The organism is Micromonospora sp. DT228 (assembly GCF_049841595.1).
Lineage (GTDB): Bacteria > Actinomycetota > Actinomycetes > Mycobacteriales > Micromonosporaceae > Micromonospora.
The window spans coordinates 1-17,760 of record NZ_JBNCKO010000037.1; the positions used below are offsets into that span (position 1 = coordinate 1).

The 17,760-nt window shown below is 67.3% G+C and carries 13 protein-coding genes and 4 pseudogenes; 7 read left to right on the plus strand and 10 right to left on the minus strand.

Annotation, left to right across the window (positions count from 1 at the left end):
- Window positions 1–151: 151 nt before the first annotated feature.
- A pseudogene (locus tag ACLQ29_RS34985) lies at window positions 152–394 on the plus strand (NADP-dependent isocitrate dehydrogenase); the annotation flags it as partial.
- A 54-nt stretch (window positions 395–448) separates the two neighbouring features.
- Here ACLQ29_RS34985 and ACLQ29_RS34990 read toward each other — a convergent pair.
- A complete protein-coding gene (locus tag ACLQ29_RS34990; protein WP_425775638.1) occupies window positions 449–1,390 on the minus strand; it encodes a hypothetical protein in 942 nt (313 codons plus the stop codon).
- Between the two features lie 528 nt (window positions 1,391–1,918).
- Entirely contained in the window at window positions 1,919–2,512 is a 594-nt protein-coding gene (locus ACLQ29_RS34995) for a hypothetical protein (RefSeq protein WP_425775639.1), read from the minus strand.
- A gap of 745 nt (window positions 2,513–3,257) precedes the next feature.
- Here ACLQ29_RS34995 and ACLQ29_RS35000 point away from each other — a divergent pair.
- Window positions 3,258–6,389: an RICIN domain-containing protein gene (locus tag ACLQ29_RS35000; RefSeq protein ID WP_425775640.1), complete on the plus strand. Its 3,132-nt coding sequence runs from the start codon at window positions 3,258–3,260 to the stop codon at window positions 6,387–6,389.
- A 487-nt stretch (window positions 6,390–6,876) separates the two neighbouring features.
- On the opposite strand, the gene ACLQ29_RS35005 is transcribed toward ACLQ29_RS35000, so the two are convergent.
- Window positions 6,877–7,401, minus strand: a complete 525-nt coding sequence (locus ACLQ29_RS35005; RefSeq protein ID WP_425775641.1) for a GNAT family N-acetyltransferase — start codon at window positions 7,399–7,401, stop codon at window positions 6,877–6,879.
- A gap of 106 nt (window positions 7,402–7,507) precedes the next feature.
- Complete coding sequence (locus ACLQ29_RS35010) at window positions 7,508–8,137, minus strand: VOC family protein (protein ID WP_425775642.1); 630 nt, start codon at window positions 8,135–8,137, stop codon at window positions 7,508–7,510.
- 170 nt (window positions 8,138–8,307) lie between these two features.
- Here ACLQ29_RS35010 and ACLQ29_RS35015 point away from each other — a divergent pair, with 170 nt between their 5' ends.
- Window positions 8,308–8,541, plus strand: coding sequence for a hypothetical protein (locus ACLQ29_RS35015; protein ID WP_357111728.1), 234 nt, complete (start codon window positions 8,308–8,310; stop codon window positions 8,539–8,541).
- Window positions 8,542–8,733: 192 nt separating this feature from the next.
- Here the strand turns inward: ACLQ29_RS35015 and ACLQ29_RS35020 are convergent, their stop codons facing one another.
- The 3 genes and pseudogenes from ACLQ29_RS35020 to ACLQ29_RS35030 all read right to left on the minus strand — a co-directional run.
- A complete protein-coding gene (locus tag ACLQ29_RS35020) occupies window positions 8,734–9,453 on the minus strand; it encodes a GNAT family N-acetyltransferase (RefSeq protein WP_425775643.1) in 720 nt (239 codons plus the stop codon).
- Window positions 9,454–9,683: 230 nt separating this feature from the next.
- Window positions 9,684–10,232, minus strand: coding sequence for a DUF1877 family protein (locus tag ACLQ29_RS35025; RefSeq protein ID WP_425775644.1), 549 nt, complete (start codon window positions 10,230–10,232; stop codon window positions 9,684–9,686).
- 453 nt (window positions 10,233–10,685) lie between these two features.
- Window positions 10,686–11,042, minus strand: a pseudogene (locus ACLQ29_RS35030) (MarR family winged helix-turn-helix transcriptional regulator); the annotation flags it as partial.
- Window positions 11,043–11,048: 6 nt separating this feature from the next.
- Between ACLQ29_RS35030 and ACLQ29_RS35035 the strand changes: the two are divergent.
- A pseudogene (locus ACLQ29_RS35035) lies at window positions 11,049–11,600 on the plus strand (GNAT family N-acetyltransferase); the annotation flags it as partial.
- A 467-nt stretch (window positions 11,601–12,067) separates the two neighbouring features.
- The gene (locus tag ACLQ29_RS35040) at window positions 12,068–12,427 is read left to right on the plus strand and encodes a VOC family protein (protein ID WP_357816434.1); all 360 of its coding nucleotides are present in this window, start codon (window positions 12,068–12,070) and stop codon (window positions 12,425–12,427) included.
- 38 nt (window positions 12,428–12,465) lie between these two features.
- On the opposite strand, the gene ACLQ29_RS35045 is transcribed toward ACLQ29_RS35040, so the two are convergent.
- Both ACLQ29_RS35045 and ACLQ29_RS35050 read right to left on the minus strand, forming a co-directional pair.
- Window positions 12,466–12,972: a hypothetical protein gene (locus tag ACLQ29_RS35045; protein ID WP_425775645.1), complete on the minus strand. Its 507-nt coding sequence runs from the start codon at window positions 12,970–12,972 to the stop codon at window positions 12,466–12,468.
- Window positions 12,973–13,500: 528 nt separating this feature from the next.
- Window positions 13,501–14,249 (minus strand): annotated as a pseudogene (locus tag ACLQ29_RS35050) (SDR family NAD(P)-dependent oxidoreductase).
- A gap of 132 nt (window positions 14,250–14,381) precedes the next feature.
- On the opposite strand from ACLQ29_RS35050, the gene ACLQ29_RS35055 reads away from it, so the two are divergent.
- The gene (locus ACLQ29_RS35055; RefSeq protein WP_425775646.1) at window positions 14,382–15,329 is read left to right on the plus strand and encodes a helix-turn-helix transcriptional regulator; all 948 of its coding nucleotides are present in this window, start codon (window positions 14,382–14,384) and stop codon (window positions 15,327–15,329) included.
- Between the two features lie 8 nt (window positions 15,330–15,337).
- Here the strand turns inward: ACLQ29_RS35055 and ACLQ29_RS35060 are convergent, their stop codons facing one another.
- Complete coding sequence (locus tag ACLQ29_RS35060) at window positions 15,338–16,165, minus strand: hypothetical protein (RefSeq protein WP_425775647.1); 828 nt, start codon at window positions 16,163–16,165, stop codon at window positions 15,338–15,340.
- Between the two features lie 39 nt (window positions 16,166–16,204).
- Between ACLQ29_RS35060 and ACLQ29_RS35065 the strand changes: the two genes are divergently transcribed.
- The gene (locus ACLQ29_RS35065; RefSeq protein WP_425775648.1) at window positions 16,205–16,831 is read left to right on the plus strand and encodes a TetR/AcrR family transcriptional regulator; all 627 of its coding nucleotides are present in this window, start codon (window positions 16,205–16,207) and stop codon (window positions 16,829–16,831) included.
- The last annotated feature ends 929 nt before the right edge of the window (window positions 16,832–17,760 follow it).

Genomic DNA, 17,760 nt, shown 5'->3' on the forward strand with positions numbered 1-17,760 from the left:
CCAGACGAGCCCACTACGCCCGCCGCCTCAACCTCGAATTCCAACCATGATCACGAATGGCGGCTGTCGTACTAGGCCATCATCGGCCTGTCCTGACGCGCCCGGAACCGGCCCGGTCGGTCGGTCGGTCGGAGCTACGTGAACGCCGAGAAAGACCTCCACCAACTCGATCGCGTCGATCTTCGCTCGAACCCGTGGCCTGGCGCACCGGAGCAAGCCCGACGGCGCGCCGGAGGTCACCGCGTTCGCGGATAAGCTGGAGAAGGCCTGGGTCGACACCGTCGAGGGAGGGCAGATGACAAAGGACCTGGCCCCACTGATTTCGCGGGACGCGCCGTGGCTGACCATGGACGAGTTCATGACCGCCCTGGACGAGATCCTCGCCAACTCTTGAGCACGGGCACAAGCAGGATGCGCCACCGATCGCGGTGGCGCACCCCGTTCCGTTTCAGGAGACCCAGCCCTTGTCGTACATGTAGTGCATCATGGGTCGGACGGCGTTCGGGTTGTCCCGAAAGAATTGCTGTGTCTCGGCTACACGGACCGGGTCCAGGAACTGTCGGAAAGCGGCAATGTACTGCGGGCGGGGCATGACGAGCGCACCCGGCACCGGTGCCGGGTGACCGCCGCCCAGCGCCACGGCGTCGTGGATGTGGTTCTCGCCGACCTTCCAGACCGTCGGCTGAGCGGCGTACTGCGCGAACCGGGTCAGGCGCAGCAGCATGGCGGCCGATCGGGCGACCTTTGGTCGGTCGGCGAACTGGGCGAGGCTCGGATCCTCCAACGGCAGGGCCGATTTGATCTCGGACCGCAGGGCGACGATGTTCACCCCCAGAGTGGCCCGGGTAGAAGAGGTCGTCCGCATCCGGTCTATTTCGGTCGCGCGGTGGTAGGTGCGGACCGTGTCGGTGATGGACTGGACGTAGTTGCGCAGCATCTCGCCCTTCTTGGCGGCGGGGCTGTCCTTGCTCGCGCCGGGGCCCGCCAACTCCTCCCTGAGCGCGGCGAGGATCTCGCCGGCCGCCAGGTCGACGGCCTCGAAGTCGTCGACAAGCTTCTTCTGACGATTCCTGTCGCGGTCGGCAACCCACTCGTCGATCTGCTCGTCGGTGAGCAGCCCGGCGATCTCGCCGGCGCACGCGACGAGACCCATCAGCGGGCTGTCGAGTCTGATCGCGGCCGGCAGGCCGTGACCCGGGAGGAGGGGGAGCGCGCCCTCCTCGTACAGGACCGTGACGCCCTGTGCTCGCCAGATCGCGATCTCCTCGTCGTGCCTTATCCGGGAGTGCAGTTCGCCGGCCATGATCACACGGGTGCCGCCCGCGAAGGCCGCCATGACCGCGTTCTGCGGCGCGGCCGGCGCGGCGCCGGTGGTGGTCGGTTGGGTCACGGAACTCCTCCTCAATACTGAATCAACAACAGCCCGTACCGTATGCACTCGACAACTGACGATCAGTAACGCGGGCGACAAGAGGGTTGTCCGATCAAGGACGGGCATCGCGAGGCATCTCGGCGGCCCGCTCCGGCGGGATGTCATTGATCAACGCGCCCGTGGCGGACGTCGAAGGTCACCGGAGCACCCCGCACGACTACGACACCATGTTCAAGGCCGTCACCGGCAGGCACTGCGCCAAGGCTTCGACCGCGACACACGCCGGACCCCGACGTGGGATCGCATCCGTAGGCAGGCTTCCTGGCCGCCGCGGCCAAGCCCACGACCACCACCTTGCTCGAGTCACCGCCTCACGCTGCGAACCTCCGCGGGCAGCCGGCGTCAACACCCCGACGGCGCGGTGTGACGGCAATGCTCCGACACGCAAGGGCATAGGTTGGGCACACATATGCACAAGGTGTCGTTAGTCGTGCATATCAGGTCACCCTGCCGTGCGGCTGGCGCAACAGTGGACGATGCGACCGATTACGCCTGAGGCCCTTGGCTTGACGGGACGAGCGACATGCTCACGCCCAGGTCAGTGCGCATCAAGTGCCGCATCTGGGTAACCAGGTCGAGTATCGTTCCATTGCAGAAGTCGACGATCGTCTCAGGATCGGGACCATCGGCTGAGGTGAGCCCCTGCACCCGTCGATACCCTGCGGCTAATAAGCGGTTGAGCTGCGAGGCGAGGGCGAGTATCTCGTCTGGTAAGACCATCTGCGCGCTGTCGTACCGGTCCTGGTATGCGATCCATGCCTCTCGCGCGGAAGCCACCTGCTCAGGTACAAGCGCATTCAACTTCGCAGAGCGAGCGCACGCCTTGAACTGGTTCCGACATGTACGGGCCAATGCATTGAGTGCCGTGTACTCAGTCCGCCGTTCCTCGAACGCGACCTGGCGGGCTACGGCGTCCCGTTCCTCGCGACGGAGTTTCCGATCCACCTCGGCGGCGACCCGATTCGCCCGGGCGGTGGACCGTTGAGCGAGGACGGGGGACAAGAGCGTACCTATGACGCCGACAACGGCCACTGCTAGCGCGGTGAGTCCCGCATCCATCACAACACCTCCGATCGACATGTCCGTTATGGTAATGGTGGGACCGGAGTCCGACCACGGGCGTTGTGACGACCTGAGTGACGTGCGCCCACATCCCGCCGGACATATGCGGACGATCGTGGACCGTTCTCGAGTGCGCTTCCACGGCCCGCAGAACCTCTTCTGTGAGCGGACCCTTCAGCGGGCCGGAGTGGTCGAAGACAGCTGCGGGATCGAGCACGGGTCGGCGGTAGTTGGTTGGCGTCAGTTCCAACGAGCGCCCGTACCCCTGCTGCTGTTGACAGCAAACAGAGGCAGCGACGAGGTACTTGCGAGAACGGTGCCGTCGCGCCAGGCGCACTACCAGGCCCGCAGGTCGGCGGGATCCGCGTGTGCTCGTCGGTCGGGGCCTCTCCAGCCCCGGGACCGGAAGGCACTCGTCCCGCTGTTCAAGCGCGAGATCCTGTCTCCAGCGTGGCCCCGACCGCTGGGTGGATCCGTCGCGGTCCTCCAGCCTGACAGCCGGATGTTCGAGTCTGAACGTTCTTGAACGTCTCGGTCCGTTTCCTGGCACCTCTGGATCCGGATGGCATAAATATGCTTCGATGTGATCAGACGATGACGTGCCACCTCTGGACACCGCAGGCCGGCGAGCCCGAGGCGTCGCCCGCCACACCTTGACCGGTTGACTGGAGATCTCATGACCAGCCCTCGATCCGCTCCGCCTCGGCAGACTCCGGCAGTTGCCGGCCCGCGCCGTGCCCGCGTCAGGCCCACCGCGCTGAGCATGCTGTCGGTCGTAGCGCTTGCCCTGACGTACCTGGTAGCCATGCCGGTCGCATCCACGCCAGTGGGCCTGACCATGGAAGCAGCCGCCGCCTACGTCAAACTGGGCAACCGGACCACCGGCAAGTTCATCGACGGCATGGGCCGGACCACCAACGGCGCCGCAGTCGGCCAATATTCCTCGTCGTCCAGCGACAACCAGCAGTGGACGATCGATGCCGTCGGCGACTACGTGCAGATCAAGAATCGGGCCACCGGCCTGTACCTGGACGGGATGGGCCGCACGACGGGCGGATCCGTCTGCGGCCAGTGGAGTGGCAGCGGCAGCACCAACCAGCAGTGGACCCGGGAGGACTCCGGCGGCTACACCAAGTTCAGGAACCGGGCCAACGGGCTGTATCTGGATGGCGGGGGCAGCACGTCCGACGGCGCCAACCTCGTCCAGTACGCGAACAGCGGCAGCACCAACCAGCAGTGGACCGTCACTGACGTGTCGACTCCGGGATCGGGCACGATCACGCTGGACGGCAACAACATCCGCGCCGGCAACGTCAACGGCCTGACGTTCAAGGGCTTCGGGGCGCTCAGCGCCAACAGCACCAGCGAGTTGCTGATGGACTACAAGGCCCAGAGCCCGACCGCGTACGCGCAGCTGCTGCGGGTCCTCTTCGGTGGGGAGAGTCCGGTCTTCACCAATGTGAAGATCGAGATGGGCAACGACCGCAACAACTCCACCGGACCGGACCCCTCGACCATGCGTTGGGAGTCCGAGACCCCCAACGTCAAGCGTGCGCAGGGCTTCCAACTCGCGGCCGACGCGAAGAAGGTCAACCCCAACGTCAAGGTGTCCCTGCTGCGCTGGAACTCCCCCGGCTGGGTGAACAGCAACGACAAGGTCTACACCTGGTTCAAGAAGACCATCCTGAGCGCGTACCGGACCTACGGGTTCATGGTCGACTACGTCAACCCGGGTCTCAACGAGCGCGGGGCGGACCTGAACTGGACCAAGACGTACGCCAACCGGGTCAGGACCGACAGTGCCGACTTCGCCAACTCGACAGAGCAATCCCGGTACAACCAGCTCAAGGTCGTCATCTCCGACGAGGTCGGTGTCGGGTCGTTCGGCGGCAGCATGATCGGCGACGCCGGCCTGCGCGACGTGGTGGCGGCGGCCGGCTATCACTACAGCCCCGACGACGACAGCGCCGGCAACTTCAAGCGCCTGGCGATGGACTACGACAAGGAGATCTGGAACAGCGAAGCACAGGCGACCTTCGGCAATTCCGCCTTCCGCCCCAACAACAACATGCGGTCCCCGTCCGTGGTCGGAACCGGTTTCGGCGGCACCAACAGCGCCCTGGAGATGGGAAACACCATCATCAAGGGGTTCGTCAACTCGCGCCGGACCAACTTCATCTACCAACCGGCCATCGGGTCCTTCTACGAGGGTGGGCAGTACTCCTACAAGGAGGTCGTCAGCGCCCGTGATCCCTGGTCGGGCTGGCTGCACTACGACGCCGCCATCGACGTGCTGCGGCACTTCAGCTGGTTTGCCAAGACCGGCTGGGAGAACTCCAGCAACACGGCAGGTATCTGGCGCGCCGTGCCCGAATCCAGCTCTACCGGAGCGACCGGGACGAACCCGGTGGTCGGACGCAACGGCACGCCCAGCTATCTCACGCTCGCCGCGCCCGACCGGCGCAACTTCTCCACGGTCATCATGAACGACAGCGAGTACACCCAGTCGTACCGCCTCCAGCCGGTGAACATGGCCTACTCCGGCGCTCCGGCCCTACAGCTATGGGAAACCCGCGCGGCCGACCCCGGCCAGGCGTTCAACGCCAACTACCTGAAGCACCTCGGCAGCGTCCCGGCCGATGCCGGCGGGGTGTACTCCGTGACGGTCAGGCCGAACTCGGTCGTCACCGTGACGACGCTGGCCAACCACACCAAGCCCGAGTACCTGGAACCCCTGCCGGTCGAGGGCCAGCGCACCGTGCTGGACACCGACCTCTCCGGCGACGTGCAGAGCACCAGCGACAACATCCTCTACGCCGACGGCTTCGACTACTCCGGCAAGACGGTCCCGGTGATCGGCAGTGGCGGCACCATCACGGGCACGGAGGACTTCATCACGTCGCGTGGCGGCGCCAGGAGCGTCATCCCGCGCTACGCCAGCGACCGCAACGGCGCCTTCGAGGCGTACCAGCCGGACGGATCAACCAATTACGTGCTGCGCCAGCAGTTGGACAGCCCGAGCCAGGGCCTGGGCGGTGCGTGGAACGGGGGGGACGCGGTCACCAGGATCGGTGACAGCCGGTGGCTCAACTACAAGGCCAGTGTCGACGTCTCCTTCGAGAACAGCAGCACCCAGAACGGCGCCAACCACGCCCGGCTGGGCATCCGCGAGCAGCACGGTGACAACGGTGCGCCGTACTCGGTGAGGTTCACCTTCGACGGGGGCTGGCAGTTGCTGGTCAACAACAGCGCGGTTGCCAGCGGCAACGTGGTCAGCGGCGCCGGCGGCGTGCGGATCGGTGGGTTCAACACCGCTCACAACGCCTGGCACAACATCGCGCTGAAAGGCGCCGGAAGCACGGTGACCGCCTACCTCGACGGCGTCACACTGGCCACCTACACCGACCCGAATCCCAAACTGTCCGGCCGGATCACGCTGGGCAGCGGCTACTACTTCACCCGGTTTGACAACCTCCGGGTGGAGACGGTCGACGGAAGCCCGCCGTACTACTCCGAGGTGCTGGACAACCTGGAGATGTCCGACCTGGCCAACCCGCCCGTCAGGAAGCTGGTGTACGGCGGGTCCTGGGCGCACGAAAACGGTAAGGGCATGTACAACGTTCAGCGGAGCCTGTCGACCAGCCAGGGAAGCGGCTCGACGCTGACCTACACGTTCGCCGGCACCGGACTGGACATCATGGGGCCGAACAACGGCTCGGCCGTCCTGCAGGTCAAGGTGGACGGCACGGTGGTCAACTCCGCAGCGAGCACGCTCGCCTCTCCCGAGTTCTATCAGACGTACGCCCTGCGCAACCTCGGCGCCGGCACGCACACCGTGGAGATCATGGTGCGCAGCGGCAGTCTCGTCGTGGATGCCGTCGGGGCCGTCCGGTGATGCCGGTCGCGCCGGACGGCAAACAGGGCTCATCCTGCACAGGCCGTCTGCAGGAGCGTCCGTTGGCCATCAGCAGCGAGCGACAGAGGCGGTTCGCCTGTTCGGCGGGTCCGGTCGCCACCTTACGGCTGAATGGAGCCGAGGGCTGTGACCTGTGGTGATCCGGTCGAGCGCTGTGGTGTGACCTCCCAGTAGGGGTCGAAGTGGTCGGCGTGGCTGCTGGCGGGATCGCTGGCGCCGGCCGACGCCTCGAATCGCTCAGCGCCACGCCTGCAAGGGTGCTGCCCGTCGATATGAAGCGTTGTGGGTGAGCTTGCTGGAGCCCGCCGCAGTTCCGTCACCCGAGACGCCGGTCCCACGGGGAGTGCCCTGGTCATGCCCTTCAGGCTGGAGGCCTCCTCGGCGGCGCCGAAGGCGTCAGCGCTAGCCCTCGCCAGAGGCGGTAGAGCGCGTGGTCACGTCCGCTCATGCCGATGAGCGCGCGTCACTAGCTGTCGTTCCGGACCGTGATGGGGGGCTCCGAGGTGGCTGCCGTGTCTTCCACATCTTGGCGGGTGGGATCGAAGGTGAGGTTAAGTAGCTCCAGGCCGGTGACGGGCTGAAAGCCGATGTCGGTGTAGAGCGCCAGCGCGGGGATGTTGTCGATTTCGGTTTGGAGTGAAACACGATGCGCACCAGCGGCACGGGCGTTGTGAATGACGTGCTGGAGCAGGGCGTTCGCGATACCGCTGCGGCGATGGTGCGGGGCCACGTAAAGGTCGCGGATCGACCATGAGGTGCCCAGCATGAGCGATGCCGGCATGATCGTGACCGTGATGAAGCCGCAGACGTGATCAGCTCGGGTGGCGGCAGCGGCGGAGATCCGGTGTTGTGCGAGTTGGTCGTGCAGCCAGGAGCGGGTGATCTCCGGGGTTGACGGTTGGCCGTAGTGCGCCCGATAGTCGTCGAACAGAGCAGCCACCTGGTCGAACGCCGGATGGGCGGAGGCTATCGGCATGATCGTCGCCGTCATGCCGTAAGTGTGGCCGACGGTTCAGCAATAGCGTCTGCGGGTGCCGGACCTCGTCAGCGAGCGCGTCGATACGGTTGATTGTGGGCGTGAACCGTCGAATAGGCCCCTATTCTCGGCCGACCCAGGTGGCGACGCACGCCTCGTTGCCCTCGGCGTCGGCCAAGACCCACCACTTCGGTGCGTGCGCATCAGAGACCAGCTGGCCACCCGCGGCCAATGCGGCGGCGATGCGGGCCTCGGCCTGATCATGCGGAACGGCGACATCAAGGTGCATGCGATTGCGCTGTGGACGCCGGTCGTCCATGGGCTGCAACCCGAAGCCGGGCCCCCGGCGCGCCGGGTCGCCCAGATAGTCGTCACCGATCTGGCGGTAACTCAGCAGCGCCCGCCAGAACGGCAGCACGTCCGCGCCGACGAGGGCGTCGAGAGTGACGTTGATGAGCTGCACGGCGCTCGGATCGGCAGGGATGTCCAGTTCCCTGGCGGCAGCCGAGATTCGCCGGGCCAGCGCAACGTCGCGCGACAACAGGGACACCGTGACGCCGGCATGACGCAGATCGACGTTGACGTACCCCTGCTCCGCGCCACCGACGAGGCGGCCGACCTCATCGACGAGCGCTATGCCCTTGGTCAGCGATCCGGTGCGGAAATACGCCGAGACCACGTGGTAGAGGCAGCGCCAGTCCTCGACACCGTCGGCCGCGTGGAACTGCCGGGCCGTGATCTGCACCGTCATGCCGGCGAACCTAACATCGGCGGCGCGACGAAGCGCACGGTGGCGCTCGCATTCACGGTCGGCGGTGCACGCTCATGCCGCCGAGCGGGCGCCCCGTTCCGTGACGTCGCGGGGTGGGGCGGACGCCCGGCCGATGAGCGTATGTTGGGAGCAGCGAAGGGCGGATCGCCGTGATCCCGACACTGATCTTGTTCGGCCTTGTATTCGGACGCTGGTGGCGGTTGTCGCTCATCGCCGCCGCTCTGGGGTGGCCAGTCCTGCTCGCCGCCGACGACGTGATGAGTGTCGGGCCGGGGTTGCTCGGCGCGTCTGGGCTCGCCATAGCCAACACCGGCGTCGGCGTGTTGATTCATCAGGGCATCCTGCGAATGATGCGCGTGCTCAGAACCGAGCAGGACCGTTAACGAGGCAGTCCGGTCGGTGATGCGGCTGTCTGGGCCGCCAGAGGTCAGCCGGTCGGTGCGGCACCGGTCCGGTCCCGCAGAACGCTTCCACGGGCAACGACCCCGAGAACGCACGGCATCTGCCGCTGATCGCGCGACTCGCGCCGCGTTCGGCACGGCCGTCCGCGCAGCCGGCGAACTGGCGTTCGGGGCTCAGGCTCTGATTCGGATGCTCAGCTGAGCGCCAAGCTGACGGAATCCCAGCGCCCGCGCCACTCGGCGCGACGGTTCCGGTCGAGCCCGCCACTGCGGCAGCAGATGGTTCGCCAAACCGTCCGCGACTGCTACGGAGGCAACGGCACGCGCCAGCCCGCGCCCACGTTCATTCGGCTTCGTAAGTACGCACATGTGGGCCACCAGCCCCGGCCAGCGCCGGTAGCCAGCCGCCGCGACAACGTGATTCCCGCGGCGCACCACGAACGCGTCGGAGGTGATGTCGGCCAACCCGCATTCGTCGGCGTCGTTCGCCGTGACAGAGGCCAGAAGCGTGGCGAGATCGGCATGTTCTCCAGGGACCACATCCACAGTATCGAGTCCGGCCGGCTGGAAGTCGCGCTCATCGAGATAGGCCAGGCTCGCCGGACCCAGCACCTCCGCGACCGGCAGGACGGCGCGCAGCCGGTCAGAGTCGGTCAGAACCCCGACGGGCAACCCGTGCAGCACCTTGCGCACGATCCCCGCCCAACTGCCCGCCGGCACGGTGACGATGGCGGCGTCGCCCAACGCGACGATCCCGACCCAGCCCGGGGGACAAAGCAGCGACCTGGCCGAGACGGCTACTTCAATGCCCCCATCAGCGGGGAAGGCCATCGGAACGCCAGCCATCTCGACCCAGAGCTCCCGAGCCCGAGCGAGCAACCGATCATGGGCCATGGACGCATCCTCGCGCCTGGCCCAGTGTTCACGCGACCGAGTTCGCAGCCGTCAGGGTCGGCGCCCTCTTCTGCCGCGAGCGGTGCGCGCGGGATGAGAGGTTTCATCACCGCCTGCAGGGTTGCGGTCGCCCAACGGCGTCTCGCGCCCAGCCGTTCTAGAGTGCCTTCGGCGGAGCTGGACCTGAACGCGGTCCTACCCCTACCGGCGCTCGGCGGTTGAGCCGACGCTCAGTCAAGCCAGCAGATCACCGCAGCACCATCCCTGGCGGCTGCAGCGAAGAAGCTTTGGACGCCCGGCAGATAGTGGGCCAGCCACGCGAGTTCGCCGGGTCCTTCCCAGGGCCCGGGGTAGATATTGGCCCGGCTCAACTCCTGCGGGTCGACACCCTGAATGAGGCCGTCTTCGGTGAGCGCGGCCAGTCGCGAGGCCGCCGATGCTGCTTGGGCCGGTGTCAGATAAGAAGGCGGCCCGTAGCCCCAGTCGTCTTCGAGGTTCTCCAGGAAATCGAACATCTCCTCGCTGTCGGGCTCGACGTCTGGCAACTCCACGAACCCCTCCGCGCCCAAGACCAGCGGAATCTCGAAGCCCAGCCGATGAAGTAGGAAATCGAGCCCGTTCCATGCCTTGTCGGTGGCAGCCCAGCGTTCGGAGTTGTCGTCCCGTTCCGTCATGGCGAGTTCGTAGGCCCAGCCGAGGTCGGACCTCGCCTGCTGTAGTTCGTCAGGCGACAGTTCCCCTAACAGCAGGCGATGGTCTCCGGCAACCTGGCGGCGCACGGCTCTGCCGCTGACAAGGTGAGGCGATCGGAGACGTGCTCCCCGATCGACCGTTGCGGCTGCGGAAGTCAGCGCTGGTGCCGACCAAAGCATTGGGCCGGCAGTTCATCATCGGTCGGCGGCCTGGTGCGAGCCTGGTGTAGGGGGATCGGGTTGGGAGCAGCGGGGTGCTCTGAACCTTGCAACTGTGAGCAGGTTGGCGAAGTGGTCTCCGCGCCCGAAGTGCTCACCGACGCCAGGCAGAGTCGAGGGCTTTGACCTGTGGTGATGCGATCGAGCGGTGCAGCAGACCCGACTGATGCACCGTGAGTCATATGGCCTGGTGTGACGTCGGCGGTCGGCGCGGCCAATGTGGACCTCGACCGAGCTACTGACCGAGGTTCGCGCGCTGCGCGGATGACCAACGACCGAGGCCGGAGCGGGAATTCGCTCCGGCCTGGGCATGACAACCCGCTATGTCGAAGGGTGCCGTTTGGGTGGTTGATCGTCGACGGCCTCGGGTTCTTCCAGCCTCCGGGCGATCTGTTCGATGGCGATGAGGTCTTCTGGGGCGAGCCGGTCGATGAAGTGGCGTCGTACCGACTCGACGTGGGCCGGTGCGGCTTTTTCGAGTGCGTCTAGACCTTGCGCAGTGAGGACGAGGATGCAGCCTCTGCCGTCGGTGGGGTCGGGTGTGCGCCTCAAGAGACCGCGCGTCTCCATCCGGGTGGCGTGCCGGGACAGCCGGCTGCGTGACCAGCCCATCTTGTCGGCCTGTTCCCCCAGGGTGCTGGTGTGGCCGGGTCGCTCCGACAGAGTGCTCAGTACCTCATCGGCCTGCTGGACGAACTGGTCCGGGTCGCCCACGCCCTACGGCCGCTGCGCGAACGCGCACAAGTCGGGGCCCTGCCCGGCCCCCTGCCAGGGTCCTACGCGAGACGGCTGACCCCCGACGACGCGCCCCAGGTCACCGTGCTGCAGCGGTGCTGCTGGGTGGACGAGGCCGTCGTCAACGACACCATGGCCATACCGGCCCTGCACGAGTCGCCGGAGGAGGTGCGCGAGTGGCTGGCGACCTGGCACACCACCGGCATCTGGCTAGACGGCCGACTGCTGGGCATGGTGCGGACCCGTCGGATCGACACCGACTGGCACGTGGGTCGCCTCGCCGTCGTGCCCGACCTGCGAGGCCACGGGCTGGGCCGGTGGCTGCTGCGCACCGCCGAAGCCGCCGCCGAACCCGACTGCCGTCGCATCATGCTGGTCACCGGCACCAAGAGCCTGCGGAACATCGATCTCTACCACAGCGAGGGATACCAGTCGGTGCCACTCGCCAGCCCTGACGGAACCACCTGCCTCACCAAGGACATACCCGTTAGGCGGCGCTGAGACTGCCATGTCAAAGAGCGGCTGCCGAGAGCGTCTCTTTCGGTATTCGCGAGCGGACGAAACATTGCGCGAGCCCGCTGTCCCGAACGGTCCCCGCATCGAGCGGGCGGCCACGGCACGACGATCAGCCCCGTGATGTAGTAACCGTCCTCATCGACGCGGGCGGCAACGTCGAGTTCGACTGTCGTCGCCACGGTGGGTAACCGGTGGACTTCCCAGTGGCGGTACCGCAGGTCGTGTAGCCAGGCTTGCGGTACCGCCACTCCCGCGACACGCACCGGTGATGCCGCCGGCGCGGTGATGCAGGCAGCCGTGATCTGCTGGGCAGGGTCGGGGCCTGTCGTCACGGTCACTTCCCGGATCGAAGGGCACCGGAACAGGTCGCCGATTCGGCGCCACGATTCGTGGGATACCTGCCAGAGTGGTTCATGCCCTTGAGCGCGTACCACCTCAGAACCTCGGTCGCCGTGTCCGACATTCAGAAGGCCGTGGCCTTCTACGAAGGCGCGCTGGGCCTGCGGGCGTTGCGGTCCGGCCCCAGCGCCACCATCGCCGACGGCAGCCGCGTCTATGGCTCCGGAGGCGGACCGGCGTTGAACGTGTACCAGTCGGTCACCGCCGGGAAGACCCCGGCGACGCTGGCGACGTGGTACGTCGACGACATCGACCAGATTGTCGAGGAACTTTCCTCGTCCGGCGTCGAGTTCGTTCGCTACGAGCAGCTCGAGCACGACGCCAAGGGAATCACCGCGCGGGCCGGAGGTGGACGTATCGCGTGGTTCCAGGACCCCGACGGCAACACCTTCGCTCTCGAAGCCGACGTGTGACCTCCTGGCTCGCGATCTGGTCCGTCACCACCAGGCCATCATCTCCGCTCAGGATCGCGGTGACCTGCGGATGCCGCCTCGCGGTGCTGATCGTGCGCCGCCGGATCGCCGTGACCACGGTCGCCCGGGGGCGCGGCCGGTGGGTGCCTGCCCGCATTGAGCGCTGAGTAGCGCCGAGAGTCAGCGTCCCCGTGGGTGTTGCCGCACTCACGGGGACAGACACGCCCCACCGTGACGTGTGGGCTCGGCGGCTCAGGCCGGGCTGAACTGTATGCGAAGACCACCTGGAGGACGTCGCTGCGGTCCCAGCCGGCCGGGTCGAAGTCGGCCGGCCCGTCCCAGGTTTCCAGTCGGGTGTCGCTACCCAGCACCACGGCGTCGTCGATGTTCTCGACCACCGCGTAGCCCGGCGTCGAGCTGACCCACTGATCGAGCTCGTGCGGCGGGGGCGGCACGTTACGCCGGTCGTTGCTGTCGTCAACCATCGCAAACAGTCGACAGTCAACATCGACGTACAGCTCGGTGCGCTCGACCAGCGCCGCCATGCTGCGACAGCACTTCTCGGCGATGTGCGGGCCCGCCGGCAGACGCTGATTGTCGGCAGGCTACAGGCTGTTGATTCGGGCCAGGAGGTCCTCCTCGGTCAGGTTTTCCAGGACCGCGTCCTGCTATATGCGGCTGTCCGCACGGTCGCAGGCGGGCGCCGGTGGCCGGCGGTCAGTCGACCGGAGCGCGCACGGCGGTGGGGTGCTGGGCGCCGGCGGTCAGCAGCTTCCGCCAGTTGGCCGGTGGCGTGGTATCCGCCCCGAGTACCTCCGTGGCCCTGCCCGGGAGGCCGGAACCCCGGCCATCTGAGATGGTGCAGGAGGAGGGTCACGAGTAAACGCATCCGCTGTTGACCGCCGAACTTTGGCCCGGTGCCGAGGCGGCAGCGACGAGAAGGCGCGGCGCCGGATGGTGGTCTTGTCCGAGGGTCCTGCAGCATTTGGCCTGTGCGTATCCGCGCGAAGGCAGGTGCGGCGGCTGATCGCGGTGCTGCGGATTGCTGCCGGCCAGCCGGTGACCGTCGTAGGTCAGAGGTAGTTGACGCCGGTCAGGTCCGCGGCTGCCGCCCACAGTCGCGTGCCGACGGCCGGGTCGGCGGCCTCCTGGCTGAGCCGGGCCTCGGTGACTCTGCCTCGCGTCTCCCAGAGTCCGGACGGGCCGAAGTACTGGCCACCCCGCACACCGGGCTCGGTCGCAGCGTGCAACTGCGGCAGCGCGCCCTGCGCCACCGGCTGGGTTGCCAGCAGGCCGGCCGACGCGATCAGTCGCCCGAATCGGCCACGGTCTTCCCAGGCACGCGGAGTCAGGTTGGTGCGGGTGAGACCGGGGTGGGCCAGGGCGCTGACGATCGGCGTTCCGGCGGCGCGCAGGCGGCGGTCCAGTTCGATGCCGAAGATCGCGGTTGCGAGCTTGGACCGGCCGTAGGCGGTGGCTGCCCGATAGTCGTGTTCGAACATCAGGTCATCGAAGTCCAGGTGCGCGTTCTTGTGGGTGATCGAGCTGAGATTGACCACGCGGGGTGGTCGCCAGCCAGCTTCGCCGCGAAGGTCCGCACGGAGGCGAGGGAGGCCAGGTCCAGCTTGCGTACCTCGACGTCGCGACCGATCCGGCGGGCGGCCTCCTCGCCGGCGGGAGTGTGGCGAACGGCGAGCACGACGTGGGCGCCGTGGCCGGCCAGTTCGGTGGCGGTGACCAGGCCGAGGCCCGAGTTCGCGCCGGTCACGACGGCAACCCGACCGTGCTGGTCGGGGATCTGGTCGGTGGTCCATCCGGTCATCGGCTGCTCCTGGAGGTGTCGGTGTGCTGGCCCCACCGACGTTAGGAGCGATCCGGATGGGTTCCGTCGTTCTCGGTTGCCTAGGTCTGAGGGACCTACCTCCGGCGGTCCGGGCCGCTGCACACTTGCGGCATGAACAGCCCTCATCCGTACGCTCGTGAGCTCGGCGACTTCCTCCGCGCTCGGCGTAGTCGGCTGCGTCCGCACGACGTCGGCCTGGAGCCGGGCGGCCGGCGCAAGGTCACCGGGCTACGGCGCGAGGAGCTGGCCCTGCTGGCCGGGCTGAGCACTGACTACTACCAGCGGATCGAACAGGGCCGGGAGGTACGCCCGTCCGACGACGTCCTGGACGCGCTTGCCGGCGCGCTCGGCCTCGACCACGAAGAACGCCGGCACCTGTTCACCCTGGCCCACGCCGCCCGCCGGTCGATGCCCGCCCGGGTGAACCGCGATCCGGAGCGGATGCCAGAGGGCACACGGCGTCTGCTGCGGGTGATGGACACTCCTGCGGTCGTACTCGGCCGGCATCTCGACCTGCTCGACTGGAACCCGATGCCGCAGGCGCTGCTCGGCGACCCGGACGCTTACCCTGCCGACCGGCTCAACATGCTCCTATTGCTGTTCGACGACACGCTGACCGGCGAGCGTAGCTGCCCGGACTGGGAGCGGCAGGCCCTGGACTACATCGGCATGATGCGCGCCGCCGTCGCCACCGACCCCACCCACCCACGCGCTGCCGCGATCGTTGGTGACTTGAGCATCCGCAGCGCCCAGTTTCGGCGGCTGTGGGCCCAGCACGACGTACGTGAGTCGGTCAGCGGTACCAAGACCTTCCGGATTCCGGGAGTAGGCGACATCGTCCTGGACTGGGACACCTACCCCCTACCGGGAAACCCCGGCTGCGTCATGCTCGTCTTCACCGCCGAGCCGGGCAGCGCCGACGCGGACCGGCTGCAACTGCTGGGGTCGATGCACACGACCCGCTCAGCGCTCACCAACAAGAACCCCTCCCGGACGGTCTGGACCGCCGCTGGCCCGACCACTCGCGGGACTTCATCGGGTGCACGCTCATGCCGATGAGCGGATGTCTATGCCTGCGCGCTCTCCGGCGGTTCGACGCGCTGCTGTGCTGGATGGCGACGCTGGCCGTCGGGTAGATCGGCCTGGCGACGATCTGATCGAAATGACTCAACGGGACCGGTGCGTCGGTCGTTCGGTATCGCCTGGATGGGAACGGATGTCGGGCGGATCAGGGTGATGCCGTAGGCGACGACCCACACGACCCAGATCAGCCAGCCGACAAGGCCGAGGAGACCGACCGTACCGGGGTCGTCGATGGCCAGAGGGCTCAGCACGGCCGAGCCGAACTGGAGTGCGGCGGCCAGCAGGCCGATCCCGCTGTGCCAGCGGCGGATCAGGCCGGCGCGTCGGCCGCTGATGGACAGGCCGGTCATGGCCAGTGCCAGGAAGGTGCCGTTGAAGATGAACAGCGCGTTGTGTAGTGCCCAGAGCCCGGCGATCGTGCTGCTGTCCTGCGCGGTCGTTGACGCGAGCGCGAGCCGGGTGGCCATCACGCCGGTGAAGGTGATGTTCTGCATGATCACCCCGGCGAACCCGACCAGGGACCAGGCTGTGCCGTGCTCGCGGTCGGATCGCCACAGCACGGAGACCGCGCCGGCGCCGAACAGGGTGGCCAGCACCCAGGCGATCGGGGCGAGCGCTGACGCGAGGCCGACGGTGTTCTGTTGGGTGGTGAAAAACTGGACAACGTCGTTGGTCTCAGCGCCGGTGTGGGGCAGGCCGGCTGGCACCAGGAAGGCGTTTGTGGAGGCGATCAGGATGGCGAAGCCGAGTCCGGCGAGTCCGGCGATCCGCGAGAACGTCCAGGTGCTTCCGACGCCGAGTTTACGCAACATATATTCAATATAAGGCTCGGAAACTGAAAGAGGCAAGCCATGACCGACGAGACAGGCAGGCGGAGGTACGAGTCACTGCGCCGGGTGGCGCAAGCGGCAGAGACCAGGGGTGAGATCGCCAGCGCCGCTCGTCGACTGTTCCTCTCCCGCGGCTGGGCGGCGACCACGGTACGTGACGTGGCACGGGAGGCCGGGGTCTCGGTGCCGACCGTCTACGCGGTGTACGGGAACAAGACCGGGCTGATCCAGGCCCTGGCCGACGCAGCAGACATCGCCGCAAATCCATCGCAGTCGTTCGCCGAACTGGAAGGGGCCGAGAACGATCCGGTGCGGCAACTCGCGGCGATGGCCGGCTACGACCGGCGGCTCTTCGAGCGTGCCGGTGACATCATCGCGCTCGTACGCGAGGCGGGCCGCACCGAGCCCGAGCTGGCGACCGCCTACCGCGACGGCCGTCAGCGGGGGGACGAGACCAGGATCCAGGTGTTCTCGTCGTGGCCGGGCGGCGTTCTCCGGCAAGGATTGGACATTCCGTCGGCCGCCGACATCTACGCGGCGATCTGCAACATCGACGTCTACACCACACTGACCGGCGAACGCGGCTGGCAACCCGATCAGGTCGAGCGCTGGTGGACCGAGGCCCTGGCCCGCGAACTCCTGACCTGAAGTGTCATGAGGCGTGGGCTCTCAGCCGACCGTGGCGACCGAGAGAGCGACGAGCAGGAAGGCCGCGAGATAGGCCCACGAACGGTATCCCTGAAATCACTCCCGGCGGTTACGGCGCTCTTGCCAGCGCTCCGGAGGGAAATCCTTGTCCCAGCGCAGTGTGGACAGGTTGATCGGCACGTTCACGACCACGGTCGTGACGATGCCCGGCCCAGGTCGCGGCGGCAACCCAACGCAACACCTCGGGCAACCCCGCCCCATCAGGGCGGGCCGCGTAGCTGATAGCCAGCACGAGCGAAGCCGTCATCAGCACCGGCATCACAATCCCGAAGGTACGCGCCGCAGTTCCGTCGTCCGAGACGCCGATGCCACCGGGAATGCCCTGACCAGGCCCTTCAGGCTGGTGACCCCCTCGGCGCGCCCCAAGGTGTCAACGTGGGTGGCTCCGCCTGTTGGGCGGGTGACGTTCGCTCATGTCGATGAGCGGATGTTGTGGTGCGGGGCCGGCGGTGTCCGGTAGGAGATCCCCATCTGGGTCGGCATGAGGTCGCCTGGCAGGGTGTTGGAGGTGAGCGCGCCTTTTGATCTCCCGATCGCGGCGCTCCGTCGACGGCGAAGCGTCGGTGGCGATGGCATGTCGAGCCGGCGGCGGTGCGCACCTGCGCAGACATCGCGGTTGGGGTTACGGAGGTCCTGCGGCGGCTCGTCAGCCCCGGCGATGGCGTCGTGGTGATGCCTCCGGTGTACCCGCCGTACTTCGCTTGGCTACGCGAGGTCGGCGCCCATGCAGTGGAGGTGCCACTCGTCGAGCTTGAGGTCGGCGGTCGCCTGGACCTGGAGGGCATCGAGCGGGCCCTAGTACGACAGCCGCCATTCGTGATCATGGTTGGAATTCGAGGTTGAGGCGGCGGGCGTAGTGGGCTCGTCTG